Here is a 16965-nt window from a genome sequence, read left to right as displayed (position 1 = left end):
ACCCTTGCAGACGTTCCGCTCAGCACGCAGCACGAGACGAAGGCGGCCATGAAGTTCACCGACGGGTTCTGGCAGACACGGGAGGGCGTGCGCGCCCACTACGCGCGCGAGACCCGCGACGCCCGTGTCGAGAACGACGGCATCACCCTCTACGCACCCGTCCGCGCCATCCACCACCGCGGCGACACCCTGAACACGCCCCTGCTGACAGTGGAGGCCTGGTCACCGGCGCCGGGAGTCATCGGGGTGCAGACCACGCACCTGGCGGGCTCCCGCCGCCGCGCCCCAAAGTTCGCGGTGCGCGACGACCCCGCCGCCGCGCCCAAGGCGCGCCGCGAGGGACCGGTGCTGGAGCTGGAGAGCGGCGAGCTGTCGCTGCGGGTGGACACCGAGGGACCGTGGCGGCTGGACTTCCGCTCCGGCGGGCGCACGCTGACGTCGGTCGGCGACCGCGGCACCGGATTCGCCGAGACCCCCGACGGCGATCACCACATGCTGACGCAGCTCTCGCTGGGCGTGCGCGAGCTGGTGTACGGCATGGGCGAGCGGTTCACGCCGCTGGTGCGCAACGGCCAGGCGGTCGACATCTGGCAGGCCGACGGCGGCACCAGCAGCGAGCAGGCCTACAAGAACGTCCCCTTCTACCTGACCAACCGCGGCTACGGGGTCTTCGTCGACCACACCGGCCCGGTCTCGTTCGAGGCGGGGTCGGAGTCGGTGGGCCGGGTCCAGTTCAGCGTCTCCGACCAGGCGCTGCGCTACTACGTGATCCAGGGCGCCACGCCCAAGGAGATCCTGGACCGGTACACGGCGCTGACCGGCCGCCCCGCTCTGGTGCCGCCGTGGTCGTTCGGGCTGTGGCTGTCGACGTCGTTCACCACCGACTACGACGAGCAGACCGTGACCGGGTTCGTCGACGGCATGGCCGAGCGCGGCGTCCCGCTGAGCGTCTTCCACTTCGACTGCTTCTGGATGCGCGAGTTCCACTGGTGCGACCTGCGGTGGGACCCCGAACGGTTCCCCGACCCCGCGGGCATGCTGGCCCGCCTGAAGGAGCGCGGGCTGCGGGTGTGCGTGTGGATCAACCCCTACATCGCCCAGCGCTCAGAGCTGTTCGAGGAGGGCGCGCGGCTGGGGCACCTGGTGCGCCGGCCCGACGGCACGGTGTGGCAGTGGGACATGTGGCAGGCGGGCATGGGGCTGGTGGACTTCACCAGCCCGGCTGCGCGCGCGTGGTTCGCCGGCAAGCTGCGCGCCCTGCTGGACATGGGCGTGGACTGCTTCAAGACCGACTTCGGCGAGCGGATCCCCACCGACGTGGTCTGGGCCGACGGCGCCGACCCGCAGGGCATGCACAACTACTACACCCACCTGTACAACGCCACGGTGTTCGACCTGCTGCGCGAGGAGCGCGGCGAGGGCGAGGCGGTGGTCTTCGCCCGGTCGGCCACGGCCGGCGGGCAGTCGTTCCCGGTGCACTGGGGCGGCGACTGCGCCTCGACCTACGGGGCGATGGCCGAGAACCTGCGGGGCGGCCTGTCACTCGGCCTGTCCGGGTTCGGGTTCTGGAGCCACGACATCGGCGGGTTCGAGGGCACTCCCGACGCCGGGCTGTTCAAGCGGTGGCTGGCGTTCGGGCTGCTGTCGTCGCACAGCCGGCTGCACGGCAGCCGCTCCTACCGGGTGCCGTGGGCCTTCGACGCGGAGTCGAGCGACATCGCCCGCCGGTTCGCCCGGCTGAAGTGCCGGCTGATGCCCTACCTGTTCGGCGCGGCGGTCGAGGCGCACGAGCACGGGGTGCCCGTCATGCGGGCGATGCTGCTGGAATTCCCGGACGACCCGACCTGCCACCACCTGGACACCCAGTACATGCTGGGCGGCGACCTGCTGGTGGCGCCGGTGTTCTCCGCCGAGGGCGAGGTCGAGTATTACGTGCCCGAGGGCGAGTGGCGCCGGCTGAGTGACGGAGAGGCCGTGCACGGGCCCGCATGGCGGCGCGAGGTGCACGGCTTCGACTCCCTTCCGCTGCTCGTACGTCCGGGCGCGGTGCTGCCGGAGGGCGCGGTGGAGGACCGGCCCGACTACGACTTCGCCGACGGGGTGACCCTGCGCGTCTGCCCCGGCGCGGGGGCGTCGGAACCGGTGCGCACCGAGGTACCCGCTGCCGACGGCCGCCCGGCCGCGGTGTTCACCACGCGGCGCGAGGGCGGGGCGGTCGTGGTCGAGGCCGAGTCCGGCACCGCCGCCGCGTGGAACGTGCTCCTGGTCGGCGCCGGCGCCGGCGCGTCGGTGGAGGGCGCCCAGCGCGTGGTCGAGACGGCCGAGGGCCTGCGCGCCGAGTGCGCGCCGGGCTCCCGGCGGGTGCGGATCGGGTTGGGCTGACCGCTCGGCGCTGGGGGCGGCCGCACGGCACCGGTGCGGGGGCGGCGCCGTTCGGGGCGGCAGCGGGGCGGGGCGGGGTCGCCGCAAGGGCGGTCGCGGGGAACGCGCGGCCGCCCGCAGCCGTCCGATGGTGACCCGGGCGGCCCGGACCCGGACGGTCCGCTTCCGCCCGGAGCGGTGGCAGGATGTCCGCACCCCCAGACCCCGAAGCAGGAGGACGGCGACCGTGGTCGACGCGACCGGAAACAAGGCCTTCAGGCCGGGCAGGACACCCGGCGACTCCCGGTTCCGCCGCTGGTTCGCGGGTCCCCCCGGGTGGATCGTCGGCGGCGCCGCCGCGGCCAACGCGCTCGTCAGCCTGTGGACGTACTCGGCGCCGGGCGGCTACTTCCAGCCGCTGCTGGCGACGGCCTCGGTCTGGGTCCTGCTGCTGCTCGCCGTCGGCATCAAGGCGGTCATGCAGCCGGTCTTCGGCGTGCGGCACGGGCGCCCCCCGTGGCAGGACTGGGCGCGATGGGGAACCGTGCTGGGAATCATGGCCGCCACGGTGGCACTCACCCAGTCCGGCGCCTGCATGCGCGCAGGCACGGCGTGGGCACAGCCGGCGGTGGCCGCCTACGCCTCCGACCCCGCGGCGTCGGAGGCCCCCGACCGGTTCGGACCGTACAGCGTGCAGCAGGCCGGGGACCTCGGCGACCGGAAGGGCGCGCGCTTCCTGGTCGAGGGCGCGGGCTTCCTGAACGAGCGCGGCTTCGCCTACAGCCCCGACGGCCCCCCGACGGCCGGTGAGGAGGACTCCTACGAACACCTGAGCGGCCCCTGGTACACCTGGACCCGCAACGTGTGATCCGACGGCCGCCGGGCCGAATCGGCCCGGCCCGGCCCGGCTGCTGCGGAGGATGTTCACACATCGGCGGCCGAGGCCGACCGGGATCGTCTGAGCGCCAGCGCCAGGAGTGCGGCGACCCCGCATAGCACTCCCGCGCCGATCCAGACCGGCGTGTAGGAACCGACCAGCCCTCTGAACACGCCCCCGAGGAACGCCGCAGCCGCTGCGCCGAGGGCATGGGCCGCGCTGACCCAACCGAAGACGACCGTACCCTTGCTGTTTCCGTAGAACTCGCGGCACAACGCGATTGTGGGGGGCACGGTCGCGAGATCGAGTAATCCGTACACTACGACGAACACGACCATGGACACCTGAACAGTCGGTGCCATGAAAAGGGGGAGCAATACCAGGGACACCCCGCGCAGGGCGTAGTAGGCGGTGAGCAGCCATGGTGCGCTGGCGCGATCCGTGAGCCAGCCCGACGCGGTCGCACCGACGACATTGAAGACGCCCATTCCTGCAAGCAGCGCGGCAGCGACCGTGATGGGCATCCCGTTGTCGTGCGCGGCGGGGAGGAAATGGGTCATCATGATTCCATTGGTCGATGCGCCGCAGACACCGAATGTTCCTATCAGCAGCAGGAACGGCCGGGTTCTGATCGCTTCACCCAACACCAGGAGAGCGTGGCGCCCCGCACCCTCGGCGCGCGGCGGCGCCGGCGTGAATTCAGCGGCGCCGTACGCCTTCATCCCCAGGTTGCCCGGGTGATCGCGCAGAACCAGGCACACGAGGGGCACCAGGGCCAGGGCGGACAGCCCCACCGCCACCACCGATGATCGCCAGCCGAAATTCGTGACCAACCACGCCAGCAGCGGCAGCAATGCCATGCCGCCGAACATGCTCGCCGATGTGAGGACGCCGCTCACCATGCCGCGCCGGGCGACGAACCAGCGATTCGTGACGGTGGCCGCGAAGGTCAACGCCAGGGAGCCGGTTCCCAGTCCCACGAGGAGTCCCCAGCCGACCACCAACTGCCAGGAGGCGGTCATCAGGGTGGTCAGCGCTGCTCCGGCCGCCATGATCGTCAATGCGCCGGCGACCACCCGCTGGATTCCGACGCGGTCCATCAGTGCTGCCGCGAACGGGGCCGTCAATCCGTACAGCATGATGTTCACCGCGAACGCGAACCCGATCGTGCCGCGCGACCAGCCGAACTCCTGGCGGAGCGGATTAGTGAGCACGTCGGGCAGACCCGTGGACCATCCGCTCACGAGGATGACCAGTCCTGTGGTGGCGGCAACCCACCAGGCGCGGTGCACGCGGGGTCCGTCACGGCGCGCAGGCGAGCGCGGCTGCAGCGATGTCTGGCTCATACCGCCCATCCTCGGAAAGCACCCGATCCGCGCACGAGTGGCCTGCAGGCCAACATGTGTCATAATCCGGCCATGAGTGCCTTCCTGCACCCCGATCGGCACCGGATCGCCGTCCTCGTCCGCCAGGGCGTGCTGGCGATGGAGTTGAGCATCGTCCACCAACTCTTCTCGCAAGCGGCGGTGCCCGGGGGCGAGCGGCTGTATGAGGTCGTGACCTGCGCAGTGACCGCCGGCGGCGTGCGCACGACCGCCGACTTCGCGCTATCCGTCGCCCACGGGCCGGAGGCGCTCGCCGAGGCCGACACCGTGATCGTTCCGGCATCCGACGAGGACTACGGACCCGGCGCCGACGCACGACTGCCCGCACCTCTGGCTGCGGCCCTGGCGCGCATACCCGCTCATGCACGCATCGCGTCGATCTGCACCGGCGCGTTCGTCCTTGCGGGAGCGGGGCTGCTCGACGGCCGGAAGGCGACGACACATTGGAATTCAGCCGCGCGGTTCCGGCGCCTGTATCCAACCGTCGACATGGATCCGAATGTGTTCTACGTCGACGAGGGCACGGTATTGACCGCTGCGGGCGAGGCATCCGGGATCGACCTGTGCTTGCACATGATCCGCAAGGACCACGGGATCGCTGTCGCCAATGACGTGGCTCGCAGCGCTGTTGTGCCCGCCCACCGGGAAGGCGGCCAAGCACAGTTCATCAGGAGAACCGCGCCCGAACCGCAACGCTCGACCACCGGACGTGCGCGCGCTTGGGCGCTGGACCACCTCGATCGAGCGTTGACACTGCGCGACCTCGCGGCCCGGGAGACGATGAGCGTCCGCACCTTCACCCGCCGCTTCCGGAGCGAGATGGGGATATCTCCGCTTGAATGGCTGACCCAGCAGCGAATCGAACGAGCCCGGCGGCTGCTGGAGGAAACGGACCTGCCTGTCGATCGGGTGGCCGAGGACTCCGGATTCGGAACCACGGCCTCTCTGCGCCAGCACCTCCGGGCACAACTGGGTATGTCGCCGAGCGCCTATCGGAACACGTTCCACCCCTCTTACGACAGAGCTGGGCGGTAGGCCCGCACAGTGCTGCCTGCAGCACGACAGCCGCGGGTACGGCGGGCGTCCGCTTCGGCGACGACCTGCGTTCCTCGGCCGGCGTGCCCGCCGGCCCGCACTCAGCAGGTTCCCCGGTTCGATCCTGAGCACCGTCGATCGTGTAGCTATCGTATATGGAAATCGCTTTCCTTCACGATGGCTACAAGATCGGCGGGGAAGGCCGGCCGGGCGGGCGCGCGAACGCCCGCCCGGCACGCACTACCAGCCGTTGAGCAGCAGGTGGTTGGCCGCCAGCGCCACCGCCGCCTGCACGCCAAGCCACACCCGGTGGCCGCGCGCGGGCAGCAGCGCGGCGGCAGGCACCGCCCACACCACGAACGGCAGCCAGATCCGCTCGGTCTCGCCCTTGCTCATGCCCGACAGGTCGGCGGCGGCGATCGCCAGCAGGGCGGCCGTCGTCAGGATCACCAGGGCGTCGGTCCCCCGGGGTGGCCCGCGGCGCAGGCGTCCCGCCGCCGCCGGTGCGGCGAGCACCGCACGGCGCAGTCCGGCGATCGCCGCCGGCCCGGCGGTGACCACCACGATGGCCAGGTTCGCCCAGACCCAGTAGTAGTAGGGCCGCTTGCCGCCCACGCCCTGGAAGTACCGGGTCACGAGCAGGTCGTAGCCCTCCAGCCACCAGAACCCCGCGACGGTGAACGCGGCGGCGACCGCCGCGGCGCCGAGGACGGCCAGGGGCAGCGGGCGCAGGGTGCGGATACAGGCGACCACCGCGACGGCGAGGACGGCCATCAGGGTCAGGCCGTAGGACAGGTACAGCACCCAGCCCAGCACCAGTCCCGCGCCCAGCGCCGCGGCCCAGCGTGCGCCGGTGTGCGCCGCCGTCCCGGCGACGGCCAGCAGCGCCAGCCCCCAGGCGGCGACCGCGGCGAAGTAGCCGTCCGCCGAAGTGCCCACCCACATCGCGGCGGGCGCCAGCACGATGAACGGCGCGGCCAGGCGCGCCGGCTGCTCGGCGCCCAGGGCGCGCAGCGTGACCAGGATCGCCGCGGCGGCGGAGGTGCCGGCGACGATGCAGAACACACCGGCCCACGCCCCTCCGTCCAGGCCGACGCGGTCCAGCCCCACGAAGGTCAGCATGGCGCCGGGCGGGTGCCCGGCCACGTGGACCGTCCAGTTGTGCGGTACGTCGAGCAGGATGTAGTCGGTGAAGCCGCGCAGCGCCGCGCCGGGATCGTCCCAGCGGTCCATCGCATGGAGGTACTCGTATTTGCCGCTCAGGGTTTCGGCGATGCCCCGCTCCCAGCCGTCGATCAGGGCGAGCGCGAAGGTCCAGGCCGCCGCCGCGCCCCAGGCGCACCACACCAGCGCGCGCCAGGACAGCCGGGCCGCGACCGCGGGCCCCCAACCCGCGACCGCCACCGCGATCGCGAGTGCGGGCAGCGTTCCGGGGCCGACGTGCGGCATCCAGACGGAGTACAGCGGCTCCCAGTCGACGTAGAGCTTCTGCCCCATGCGCTCGATCAGCACGCCGACGACCGCGGCGGCGGCGAAGAACACCGCCGCGCCCACCGCCGTGGCGACGTCGGGGCGGGCCACCGCGGCGCCGGACGCGGGCCGCTGCGAACGGGCGGTACTCACGGCGCCTCCACGGGCGCCGGCTGCCGGTGCGCCCGGCCGCCGCGTGCCGGACGGCGTGCCCACAGCCGCCGAGGCGGCGCCGCAAACGTGCACCGGCCCGCGCCGGACGGCGCTCTCCGTGGCGCGTCGGGGCGGCGGTCCGCCGGGGCCGCGCCTAGGGTATGGGTCGGTGGCGGGGCGCCGGGCCGACCGGCCGGTTCCGGGTGGGCACGGCCGCACCCGCGGCACGGGGGGCCGGCGGGCCCCACCCGCGGCGAGAGCGCGCGGGCCGACGCGGGGGAGGCCGGTTTGGACGACAGCGGACACGGCGCAGGACCTCGTCGGAGGGACCCCGCGGCCCAAGTGCCGCCGCGCGGCGGCAGCAGCCCGCGGCCCGGCTCCGCAAAGCCCGCGGGCCTGCGCGGGCGCCTGGGATCGGCTGTGCGCGAGGGCCCGCCGGGCCCCTCACGTCCGGGGTTCTGGCGCAGCCCGCTGCGGGGCCCCTGGCTCACCTCCGTTCTCGGCCTCGTACTCCTGGCTGGGGTCGCGGTGGTGTTCACGACCGGCCTCCTCTCCTACGCCGCCTACAATCCCGACTTGTCGCCGGTCAACGACAAGACCCCCGACAAGGGGTTGCTCGGCTTCTACCTCTTCGACTGGCCGACGGAGCCGCGCTGGCTCTACCGGCTGACTCAGGGCCTGCACGTGACCCTCGGCATCGTGCTGGTCCCGGTGCTGCTGGCCAAGCTGTGGTCGGTGATCCCCAGACTGTTCGCCTGGCCGCCGGTGCGCTCCGCGGCGCATGCGCTGGAGCGGCTGTCCCTGCTGCTGCTCGTCGGCGGCGCGGTGTTCCAGTTCGCCACGGGCCTGCTCAACGTCCAGCTCACCTACCTGTTCCCCGGTTCCTTCTACCGACTGCACTTCTACGGCGCCTGGGTGTTCATCGCCGCGCTGGGCGTGCACGTCGCGCTGCGCCTGCGCGTGGTGGTCCGTGCTCTGAGCACACGCGGGCGCGACACGGGGCCGCTCTCGCCCGCCGCCCGCGCCTCGTCCGCGGTTTCGGGCGGCACCGGGCTGGAGGCGACGCGCCCGGCTCCGGCCACGGTGTCGCGGCGCGGTGCGCTGGCGATCGTGGGGCTGGGGTCGCTGACCCTGTTCGCGGTGACCGCCGGGCAGAGCATCGGCGGACCGCTGCGCCCGACGGCGCTGCTGGCGCCGCGCGGGCGCAATCCCGGTAGCGGCCCCAACGGCTTCCAGGTCAACAAGACCGCCGCGGCCGTCGGCGTCTCCCCCGGCGACATCGGCCCCGACTGGCGGTTGGCCGTACGCGGCGGCGGGCGCGAGCGTGTGCTGGACCGCGCGGAGCTGCTGGCGCTGGCCCAGCACAGTGCGGCGCTGCCTATCGCCTGCGTGGAGGGGTGGTCGACCGCTGACCAGGAGTGGAGCGGGGTGCGGCTGGCCGACCTCGCGGCGATGGTCGGCGCGCGGACCGCCGACGGCGGGCCACCGGGGGTCATGGTGGAGTCGGTGCAGCGCGAGGGAGCATTCCGCTCCGCCGCGCTGCGCGCCAACCAGGTGCGCGATCCCCGCTCGCTGCTGGCCCTTCGGGTCAACGGCGCCGACCTTTCGCCCGACCACGGATTCCCGGCGCGCGTGATCGTCCCGGCCAATCCGGGTGTGCACAACACGAAGTGGGTCGGCCGGCTGACGTTCGGCGGCCCGGCATGACCGGCGGCCGCCTGCGCAGCCGCTACGGCGGATCGGGGCTGCACCTGGTGCTGATGGTGTGCTCGCTGGCGCTCGCCGCCTACGCCGGGCTGCGCCTGCTGGCCGACGACCCCGTCGTGGCTGCGGTGTGGTTCGCGGGCGCCGCGCTGGCCCACGACCTGGTCCTGCTGCCGGCGTACTCCGCCCTGGACCGTGCCGCCCAGGCGGCCGCGGGTGTCCGCGGCCGCGGCGACGACGGGCGCGGCCCGCGGCCGTGGCTGAACCACGTGCGCGTGCCCGCCCTGCTCTCCGGGCTCCTGCTCCTGGTCTGGCTGCCGCTGATCTTCGGCTTGGCGGAAGAGTACGAGCAGGTCACGGGAATGCCCGGCGACGTCTTTGCGGGGCGCTGGCTGCTGGTCACGGCCGCCCTGTTCGGAGCTTCGGCGCTGCTGCTGGTGGGACGGGTCCTGGCCGCCCGGACCGGGCGCGGGGGCGGCCCGCTCCGCTGAGCCGCGCGGCACGGTCGGCCGCCGGGGCCTCATGCGGCCGCCCCGCAGCGGCGGAGGGCGGCGAAGCACCGGCTCTGCTGGTGCCACGTCTCGGCCACCTCCCACCCGGTGCCGCCGACCGCCGCGCCCAGGGCTCGCTGCCCCACGCGCGCCCACAGGAACGGGGCGCTGCACCGGCCGCGGCCGTCGCACACGTGCACCGCCATCCGCTCGTCGACGTCCTCGGCCGCGGCCTCCACCAGCAGAAGGCCGGGCGGGGCCACCACCTCGGCCAGGCGCGCGAGCAAGCGCTCGGGCGCTCCGCCGATGCCGATGTTGCCGTCCAGCAGAACCGCCGTGTCCCAGCTTCCCTCGCCCGGCAGCCGGTCGAAAACGCTGCGGCACAGTGCCCGGCCGCCGGCGGCGCGGGTGCGGCGCACGGCGTCGGGGTGGACGTCCACGCCCAGGGCCCGGTGCCCGCGACCGGCGAGGTCGGCCACGATCCGCCCCGGCCCGCAGCCGACGTCGAGCACCGCGCCCAGGCACCGCCGCAGGACCGAGGCGTCCGCCGCGTCGGGCAGAGCGCACCAGCGCTCGATCTCCAGTGGCAGCGCGCGTCCGTCCGCGCAGCGAAGGAAGAGCGGACCGCGCCCGCTCTCCAGTGCCCGGGAGTAGGGGTCGCCCGTGCGGACCGCGGAGGCCCTGCGCGCGGCGCCCACGCCCGCCATCAGGCACCTTCCGGGCGGTTGCGCCGCCAGGCCTCGGCGAACCGGCCGCCGGGGGCGGCGCGGGCGACGCGGGCGGCGGACTCGGGGGTGTCGGCGTCGACCAGCCGGGGCAGGTCGCGCACCCGCAGGCCGGCCCGCACCAGCCGGTCGCGCTGGATCGCGCCGGTGCGCTCGGTGGACATCGGCACGCCGCGCAGCAGCCGCGGGTCGGGGCGGGCCATGCCCAGCGCCCAGAACCCGCCGTCCTCGGCGGGGCCGAACCACGCGTCGGCGTCCTGCCAGGCGTCGGCCGCAAGCGCCGGCGCCAGCACGGCCGGGGTGGCCTGCGGGGTGTCCATACCGATCAGCAGCGTGGGACCCGTGCAGGCGGCGAATGCGGCGGCGAGCCGCTCGTCCAGGCCGCCGCTCGCTTGGGCGACGACCTCGAAGCCGTGGTCGGGCAGCCACGGCCCCGGTTCGCCGCTGAGCACGAGCACTCGGCGGCGGGCGGGCGCGGCCAGGACCGCGTCGAGAGTGTCGGCGAGGGCAGCGGCGGCCAGCTCGGCGGCCGCCTCTGCACCGAAGGCGGGTGCCAAGCGCGTCTTGGCCCGCCCCGGCACCGGCTCCTTGGCGATGACCAGCAGCGCCGTCGGGCCCGTGGGCGCGCGGCGCTCCGCCGTGCGCGGGGTGGGCGTGCGCTGTGCGGACTCCGCCGGGCCGGGCCCGGCCTCCGCGGCGGCGGTGTCGCGGCGGCCGCCGACCGGGCCGGTCATCGGATCCCCTCCGACGGTGTGCGCAGGACCGCGCGCATGTCGCGAACCGCCGTCCAGGTGCCCCGCCAGGTGCCGGTGACCTTGGAGCGCCCGCTGCGCGGGGTGTAGGGGACGTCGACCTCGCTGATACGCCAGCCCGCGTCGGCGGCGCGCACCACCATCTGCAGCGGGTAGCCCGAGCGGCGGTCGGTCAGGGCGAGGTCGAGCAGGGCGGTGCGCCGGGCGGCGCGCAGCGGTCCGATGTCGCCCAGGCGCACGCCGGTGCGCCGCCGCAGCATCCGCACCACGGCGGCGTTGCCCGCCCGCGCGTGGGGGGGCCAGGCGCCGCGGGCGGTGGGGCGGCGCCGGCCCACGACCAGGTCGGCCGCGCCACTGCGCACCGAATCGACCATGGGCACCAGCAGCGCGGGGTCCAGGGACCCGTCGCAGTCGCAGAAGCAGACGAACTCCGCGTCGGCAGCGCGAAGGCCCGCGTGGCAGGCCGCACCGAAGCCGGTCCGGGTCTCGGTGACGATCCGTGCGCCCAGCCGCGCCGCGATGTCGGCGGAGCCGTCGGTGGAGCCGTTGTCGACGACGATCGCGCGCCATCCGGCGGGGATGCGGTCCAGCACCCACGGAAGGGCCGCGGCCTCGTCCAGGCACGGCAGCACCACGTCGGCCGGCGGAGACCCGCGGCCGGTCGGTTCCCCTGTCGACGCTGCCCGCTCCGACCCGTCGCGCGGCTCGCCTTCGCCCATGGCACCTCCTGCGCCGACCCGACGGGGGCTCTCCCCGCCGCCACCTTCGATTACGAAGAGTCAATTTCCGTGCACTCTTCGTTCTCTATCACTCCTCGCCATGCCCGGGGCGCCGTGTCGGTCCCCCGGGGCACAACGGTTCTTCGGAGCCGCCGACCGCGGAGCGACTCGGCGCGGTCGAAAAAACTCCGGCGCGCGGCGCGGCGCGGCGCCTCGGCGAACTCCGCCATCCCCTCGTCGAAGCCCACCCGCGGGCGCCAGCCCAGTTCGTCCATGAGCCGTCGGGAGGAGGCGGTGATGTGGCGGACGTCGCCGAGGCGGTACTCGCCGGTGACGCGGGGGGACGGCCCGCCGTGCGCACGGGCGAGCGCCTCGGCCATCTCGCCGACGGTGTGCGGGGTGCCGCTGCCGGCGTTGTAGGCCCGGAGGGTGCCGGCCTCGCGGTCGGCGACGGCGTCGAGCGCGGCCGTATTGGCGCCCGCGATGTCGCGCACGTGGACGAAGTCGCGCCGCTGGCGTCCGTCCTCGAAGACGGCGGGCGCTTCGCCGCGCGCCAGCGCCGAGCGGAAGAAGGAGGCCACACCGGCGTAGGGGGTGTCGCGGGGCATGCCGGGACCGTAGACGTTGTGGTAGCGCAGCGAAACGGCGCGCCCGCCGGTCGAGCGGGCCCACGCGGCGGCGAGGTGCTCCTGGGCGAGCTTGGTGGCGGCGTAGACGCTGCGCGGGTCGGCGGGCGCGTCCTCTCCCACCGTGCCGGGCTCCAGTGCGGCACCGCACTGCGGGCACGGCGGCTCGAACCGCCCTGCGTCCAGGTCGGCCGGGCGGCGCGGCCCGGGGCCGGCGTCGCCGTGCTCGGGACAGGTGTAGCGGCCCTCGCCGTAGACCACCATCGACCCGGCCAGCACCAGGCGGCCGGTCCCGGCGCGCGCCATCGCCGCCAGCAGCACGGCGGTTCCCAGGTCGTTCACGCCGACGTAGTCGGGCGCGTCGCCGAAGTCCGGCGACAGCCCCACCATCGCCGCCTGGTGGCACACCGCGTCGACGCCGCGCAGTGCCGCCTCAACCCCCGCCGCGTCGCGGACATCGCACCGGACGGCCTCGCCCGGCCCCTCCGGCGGAGGTTGCGTGTCCAGCACGACAGGCTCGTGCCCGGCCCGCGCAAGCGCGGCGACGACGTGTGATCCGATGAACCCGGCTCCGCCGGTGACGAGAATGCGCATCCCGGAAAGCTATCCGCCGTCGCCCCCGCACGGGACCGAACCCCGCCGATCTTGTAGCCATCGTGAAGGAAAACGATTTCCGTTTGCGATAGCTACAAGATCGGCGGGGTGTGAGCGCGAGGAGTTCCTCGCCGACTACGCCGACCACATCATCGAGCAGCTACTCGGCCTGAGCCGCGGGGGCGCCGAGCTCGGTGGAGACGCGGGCGGCGACCTCGGCGACCTGCGGCCCCAACTCGCGCACCCGCGCCGGAGGAAGGCGGCTGACCAGCGCCGAGACGCTGATGGCCGCGATCGGGTCGCGGTTGTGGTCGAAGACCGGCGCCGCCACGCAGCGCACCTCGGGCTCGTTCTCCCGGTCGTCGATGGCGTAGCCGCGCGCGCGGACCCTGCGCAGCTCCCCGTGGAAGAGCGCGGGGTCGGTGACGGTGTGCTCGGTGACCGGGGCGAGGCCGCCGGCGAGGACGTCGGCGACCAGGTCGGCCGGGGAGAACGCGAGGATCGCCTTGCCCACCGCCGTGCAGTAGGCGGGCATCCTGGCGCCGATGCGCGAGGCCATCCGGACGGTCGTGGTGTTCTCCACCTTGTCGGCGTAGACGACGTCGTGCCCGTCCGCCAGCACCAGGTGGCAGGTGTGGCCGGTGCGGCGCATCAGGCCGCGCAGGTGGTCGGAGGCGACCGAGCGCAGGTCGAGCTGGTCCAGGTAGGCCTGCCACAGCGCGAGGGCGCCCGGCCCCAGCCGGAAGCGGCCGGTAGCGCTGTCGCGGTGCAGCAGCCCCGCCTCCTGCAACGGGGCCGCCAGGCGCAGGACCGAGCTCTTGTTGATGCCCACGGCTTCGGCGAGCTGGGTGAGGGTCGCGCCGCCGCCCGCTGAGGGCAGCGTGCGGACGAACTCCACGATCGCCAGCCCGCGGCGCAGGGAGACCGAGGCGTTGCGCCTCGGCGCGGGCTCGGCGTTCACCCCTTCACCGCACCTCCCAGGCCCGACGCCAGGCGGCGCTGCACGAACAGGAAGAAGACCAGGACGGGCAGGGTCATCAGGACCGAACCCGCCATGATGGCGCCCCAGTCGTTCTCATCGGGGCGGAAGAAGGACAGCAGCGCCACGGGCAGCGTCTGGTTCTCCTGCGCGGAGATGATGAAGGTGGTCGCGAACAGGAAGTCGTTCCAGGTCATGATGAACGCGAAGATACTGGTGGCCACCACCCCCGGCGCGGTCAGCGGGAACAGCACCCGGCGCACGAACGTGAAGCTGCCGGCCCCGTCCAGCCAGGCCGCCTCCTCAAGCTCGCGGGGCACCGCCGCGACGAAACCGCGCAGCATCCAGATCGCCAGAGGGATCGCGAAGGCGGTGTGCACGAGCACGAGCGAACCCAGGTGGTTGAGGCCCAACTGGGGGACGGACTGGCCGATGCCGCGCATGAGGAAGAACAGCGGGATGGTCAGCGCCTCGACCGGGACCATCTGCGCGACGAGCACCATGACCAGCAGCGTAGCGCGCGAGCGGAACCTGTAGCGGGTCAGGGCGACGGCGGCGAGGAAGGCGCACAGCGTCGAGAGGACCACCACCGCGGCGGCCACTCCGAGGCTGTTGAGGAGGTAGCGACCGAAGTCCTCCACCAGCAGGACGCGGCGGAAGGACTCCAGGGTGGGGGTCAGAGTGAACGGGGCCGGGTCGCCGGCCTCCAGGTCGGCGCGGGGTTTGAGGGCCGATAGCAGCATCCAGTACAGCGGGAACGCCACCACCAGCGCCACCGCCAGTCCCGCGGCGTCGGTACGCAGCCGGCGGAGCATCACAGCACCTCCCCTTGGCGGCGCAGGGCGCGCAGGTAGACGAGGGAGATCATCAGCAGCAGGGCGGTGGTGACCACGCCGATCGCCGAGCCCAGGCCGTACTGGCCCGAGGCGAACGCCTGCTGGTAGGCGTACACGTTGAGCACCAGGTTCTGTCCAGCGATCCCGCCGCCTCCGGTCATGATGTAGATCTGCGTGAAGATCTTGAAGTCCCAGATGATCGACTGGACGGTCACGACCGCCATCGCCGGGCGCAGCATCGGGAGCATGACGCTGAGCGCGACGCGGGCGGTCGAAGCGCCGTCGAGCCGCGCCGCCTCGATCACCTCGCCGGGGATCGAGCGGATCCCGGCGTAAAGCGTGACCATGACGAAGGGGAACGAGCACCACACCACCTGGCTGAGGACCAGGCCGAAGGCCGACCACTTGGTGTAGGTCCAGGAGTGCCCCTCGAAGCCGGTCAGACCGAGGGCGGCCAGGGCCTGGTTGACCGGCCCCAGCGAGGGGTCGAAGAGGAACAGCCACACGGCGCTCCCGGTGACCGCGGGGGTGGCCCAGGCGCCCAGCGCGGCGAGGAAGAGCAGGGTCCGCACCCACGCCGACAGGCGGGTGGCCAGCACGGCCAGGCATCCGCCGACGGCGATGGTCCCCGTGACGCAGGCGCCGGCGAAGACGACCGTGTTGCCGAGCACCTCCCAGAACTGCGGGTCGCCCAGCAGGGTGCGGTAGTTCTCCCAGCCGCTGAAGCGCAGCGGCTGGGCCCCGGTGACCTGCGGCTGGCGGTAGTCGTAGAAGGAGACGAGGACGAGCTGGTACAGGGGGTAGACCAGCAGCGCGCCCAGCACGGCCAGTGCGGGGACCAGGTACGCCCACGGCTCCAGGCGGCCGCCCCGGCGCAGCCGGGCGAAGGCGCGCCCGGCCGCGCGGAGCGGCGGTGCGGGGGTGGCCATGCGATCCGGTCACTCCCCGCCGAAGGACTCGTCGAGCGAGGCGGCGGCGTCGCCGGCCGCCTTGTCGACGGACGCGTCGCCGGAGGCGACCCGCTGCACCATGGTGGGCAGCACCCCTTCGGCGTCGATGCTCGCCCATGCGCCGGTGACGGGCACGAAGCGGGTACCCGACTCCAGCGTCTCGACGAAGGGCGCGATGTCCTCGTCGGACGCGGCGACATCGCTCTGCACGCCGCCGAGCGTGGGCAGGTTGCCCATCGCCTCGTACATCGCCCGCTGGTACTTCTTGCCGGCGAGGAGCTGCACGAACTCCACCGACAGGGTGCGGTGGTCGGTACCGGCGAGCACGCCGAGGTTGTTGCCGCCGGCGAAGGCGGGCGCGACGGAGCCGGGCTCGGTGCCCGGCAGCGGGATGACGGCGGTGTCGTCGGCGACCTCGCCGGCTTCGACGGCGTTGAGGTTGAAGTTGCCGCCGACGGTCATCGCGGCCTCGCCGGCGATGAAGTTCTGCACGCTCTCGTTCCCGGTCATCTGGGCGCAGGTCTGCGGCGGGCAGACGTCCTTCGACAGCACCTGGGAGTACAGCTCCAGTCCCGCCTTGGCCTCGGCGGAGTCGACGGCGGCGGTGTAGGAGCCGCCCTCCTGCACGGCGATGTCGCCGCCGTGGGCCCAGATGAAGGGCATGAAGCCGTAGGTGTAGGCGCCGCCACTGGAGAGGCCGAGCATGTCGGGCTTCTCCTCGCGCACCGTCCGCCCGGCCTCGACGACCTCCTCCAGGGTGCGCGGGGTGTCGATGCCCAGGTCCTCGAACACGTTGGTGCGGTAGAACAGGGCGCGCACGCCGAGGAACCACGGCACGCCGTAGGTGCCGCCGTCCACTTGGGCGGTGGCGGCGACGTCGTCGGAGATCTGCTCGCCGGGTTTCCAGTCGGCGAGCTCGTCGGAGATGTCGGCGAACCCGCCGGCCTCGACGTAGCCGGCGAGGTCGGTGTTGCCGTACTCGGCGACGTCGGGGGCCGAGGAGGGGTCGTTGAAGGCGCCCTGGAAGCGTTCGGCGCGGGAGTCGACGGGGATGTACTGGATCTCGACCTGCACACCCTCGTGGGCGGCCTCGAACTCCGCGACGGCGTCGTCGACGACCTTCTCCTTGGGGTCCTGGTCGACCTCGGAGAACAGCCAGACGCGCAGGGTGCCCTCCATGCTGTCTTCGCCGGTTCCGGCGCTGTCGGTCTGGGCGGGGGCGCACGCGGCCAGCAGCACGGCGAGCCCGAGCAGGGCGCCGGCGCGCAGGGGGCGGCGGTATCTCATGGCAACTCCTTCGCCTGGGGG

Annotated in this window: 15 protein-coding genes; 5 read left to right on the top strand and 10 right to left on the bottom strand. The window is 73.5% G+C overall.

Annotation, left to right across the window (positions count from 1 at the left end; translation table 11 throughout):
- The first annotated feature begins 48 nt into the window (after nucleotides 1–48).
- Nucleotides 49–2382 carry an alpha-xylosidase gene (yicI, locus tag RM446_RS15220; RefSeq protein WP_311545951.1) on the top strand — a complete coding sequence of 778 codons (2334 nt, stop codon included), beginning with the start codon at nucleotides 49–51 and terminating at the stop codon, nucleotides 2380–2382.
- A gap of 226 nt (nucleotides 2383–2608) precedes the next feature.
- The gene (locus RM446_RS15215; protein ID WP_311545950.1) at nucleotides 2609–3229 is read left to right on the top strand and encodes a hypothetical protein; all 621 of its coding nucleotides are present in this window, start codon (nucleotides 2609–2611) and stop codon (nucleotides 3227–3229) included.
- 56 nt (nucleotides 3230–3285) lie between these two features.
- Here RM446_RS15215 and RM446_RS15210 read toward each other — a convergent pair whose 3' ends face one another.
- Nucleotides 3286–4584: an MFS transporter gene (locus RM446_RS15210; RefSeq protein WP_311545949.1), complete on the bottom strand. Its 1299-nt coding sequence runs from the start codon at nucleotides 4582–4584 to the stop codon at nucleotides 3286–3288.
- A 72-nt stretch (nucleotides 4585–4656) separates the two neighbouring features.
- On the opposite strand from RM446_RS15210, the gene RM446_RS15205 reads away from it, so the two are divergent.
- A complete protein-coding gene (locus tag RM446_RS15205; RefSeq protein ID WP_311545948.1) occupies nucleotides 4657–5658 on the top strand; it encodes a GlxA family transcriptional regulator in 1002 nt (333 codons plus the stop codon).
- 240 nt (nucleotides 5659–5898) lie between these two features.
- Here RM446_RS15205 and RM446_RS15200 read toward each other — a convergent pair whose 3' ends face one another.
- A complete protein-coding gene (locus RM446_RS15200; RefSeq protein WP_311545947.1) occupies nucleotides 5899–7281 on the bottom strand; it encodes a hypothetical protein in 1383 nt (460 codons plus the stop codon).
- Between the two features lie 420 nt (nucleotides 7282–7701).
- Here RM446_RS15200 and RM446_RS15195 point away from each other — a divergent pair, with 420 nt between their 5' ends.
- Both RM446_RS15195 and RM446_RS15190 read left to right on the top strand, forming a co-directional pair.
- Nucleotides 7702–8988, top strand: coding sequence for a molybdopterin-dependent oxidoreductase (locus tag RM446_RS15195; RefSeq protein ID WP_311545946.1), 1287 nt, complete (start codon nucleotides 7702–7704; stop codon nucleotides 8986–8988).
- A complete protein-coding gene (locus RM446_RS15190; RefSeq protein WP_311545945.1) occupies nucleotides 8985–9476 on the top strand; it encodes a hypothetical protein in 492 nt (163 codons plus the stop codon). Before RM446_RS15195 ends, RM446_RS15190 begins: the two co-directional genes overlap by 4 nt.
- A 29-nt stretch (nucleotides 9477–9505) precedes the next feature.
- Here the strand turns inward: RM446_RS15190 and RM446_RS15185 are convergent, their stop codons facing one another.
- The 8 genes from RM446_RS15185 to RM446_RS15150 form a co-directional block, all read right to left on the bottom strand.
- Nucleotides 9506–10183, bottom strand: coding sequence for a class I SAM-dependent methyltransferase (locus RM446_RS15185; RefSeq protein ID WP_311545944.1), 678 nt, complete (start codon nucleotides 10181–10183; stop codon nucleotides 9506–9508).
- The gene (locus tag RM446_RS15180; RefSeq protein ID WP_311545943.1) at nucleotides 10183–10935 is read right to left on the bottom strand and encodes a TIGR04282 family arsenosugar biosynthesis glycosyltransferase; all 753 of its coding nucleotides are present in this window, start codon (nucleotides 10933–10935) and stop codon (nucleotides 10183–10185) included. The genes RM446_RS15185 and RM446_RS15180 overlap by 1 nt, the downstream gene beginning before the upstream one ends.
- A complete protein-coding gene (locus RM446_RS15175; RefSeq protein WP_311545942.1) occupies nucleotides 10932–11672 on the bottom strand; it encodes a glycosyltransferase family 2 protein in 741 nt (246 codons plus the stop codon). The genes RM446_RS15180 and RM446_RS15175 overlap by 4 nt, the downstream gene beginning before the upstream one ends.
- A 50-nt stretch (nucleotides 11673–11722) precedes the next feature.
- Nucleotides 11723–12892 (bottom strand): NAD-dependent epimerase/dehydratase family protein, encoded by a 1170-nt coding sequence (locus RM446_RS15170; RefSeq protein WP_311545941.1) that lies wholly within the window; start codon nucleotides 12890–12892, stop codon nucleotides 11723–11725.
- 160 nt (nucleotides 12893–13052) lie between these two features.
- A complete protein-coding gene (locus RM446_RS15165) occupies nucleotides 13053–13853 on the bottom strand; it encodes an IclR family transcriptional regulator (RefSeq protein ID WP_311545939.1) in 801 nt (266 codons plus the stop codon).
- A complete protein-coding gene (locus RM446_RS15160) occupies nucleotides 13850–14686 on the bottom strand; it encodes a carbohydrate ABC transporter permease (protein ID WP_311545938.1) in 837 nt (278 codons plus the stop codon). The genes RM446_RS15165 and RM446_RS15160 overlap by 4 nt, the downstream gene beginning before the upstream one ends.
- On the bottom strand, nucleotides 14686–15636 hold the full coding sequence (locus RM446_RS15155; RefSeq protein WP_311545937.1) for a carbohydrate ABC transporter permease: 951 nt from the start codon (nucleotides 15634–15636) through the stop codon (nucleotides 14686–14688). Before RM446_RS15155 ends, RM446_RS15160 begins: the two co-directional genes overlap by 1 nt.
- Nucleotides 15637–15645: 9 nt before the next feature.
- Nucleotides 15646–16944, bottom strand: a complete 1299-nt coding sequence (locus RM446_RS15150; RefSeq protein ID WP_311545936.1) for an extracellular solute-binding protein — start codon at nucleotides 16942–16944, stop codon at nucleotides 15646–15648.
- Nucleotides 16945–16965 lie beyond the last annotated feature (21 nt).

The organism is Streptomonospora wellingtoniae (assembly GCF_031845375.1).
Lineage (GTDB): Bacteria > Actinomycetota > Actinomycetes > Streptosporangiales > Streptosporangiaceae > Streptomonospora > Streptomonospora wellingtoniae.
Note: the sequence above shows the minus strand (reverse complement) of the source record. Positions and strands in the feature narration are given on the sequence as shown.

Bases quoted from the DNA above. Each gene is read 5' to 3' on its own strand.
- yicI (WP_311545951.1), top strand. From the start codon at position 49: ATGAAGTTCACCGACGGGTTCTGGCAGACACGGGAGGGCGTGCGCGCC.
- RM446_RS15205 (WP_311545948.1), top strand. From the start codon at position 4,657: ATGAGTGCCTTCCTGCACCCCGATCGGCACCGGATCGCCGTCCTCGTC.
- RM446_RS15190 (WP_311545945.1), top strand. From the start codon at position 8,985: ATGACCGGCGGCCGCCTGCGCAGCCGCTACGGCGGATCGGGGCTGCAC.
- RM446_RS15170 (WP_311545941.1), bottom strand. From the start codon at position 12,892: ATGCGCATTCTCGTCACCGGCGGAGCCGGGTTCATCGGATCACACGTC.
- RM446_RS15150 (WP_311545936.1), bottom strand. From the start codon at position 16,944: ATGAGATACCGCCGCCCCCTGCGCGCCGGCGCCCTGCTCGGGCTCGCC.
- RM446_RS15175 (WP_311545942.1), bottom strand. From the start codon at position 11,672: ATGGGCGAAGGCGAGCCGCGCGACGGGTCGGAGCGGGCAGCGTCGACA.
- RM446_RS15210 (WP_311545949.1), bottom strand. From the start codon at position 4,584: ATGAGCCAGACATCGCTGCAGCCGCGCTCGCCTGCGCGCCGTGACGGA.
- RM446_RS15185 (WP_311545944.1), bottom strand. From the start codon at position 10,183: ATGGCGGGCGTGGGCGCCGCGCGCAGGGCCTCCGCGGTCCGCACGGGC.
- RM446_RS15180 (WP_311545943.1), bottom strand. From the start codon at position 10,935: ATGACCGGCCCGGTCGGCGGCCGCCGCGACACCGCCGCCGCGGAGGCC.
- RM446_RS15155 (WP_311545937.1), bottom strand. From the start codon at position 15,636: ATGGCCACCCCCGCACCGCCGCTCCGCGCGGCCGGGCGCGCCTTCGCC.
- RM446_RS15160 (WP_311545938.1), bottom strand. From the start codon at position 14,686: ATGCTCCGCCGGCTGCGTACCGACGCCGCGGGACTGGCGGTGGCGCTG.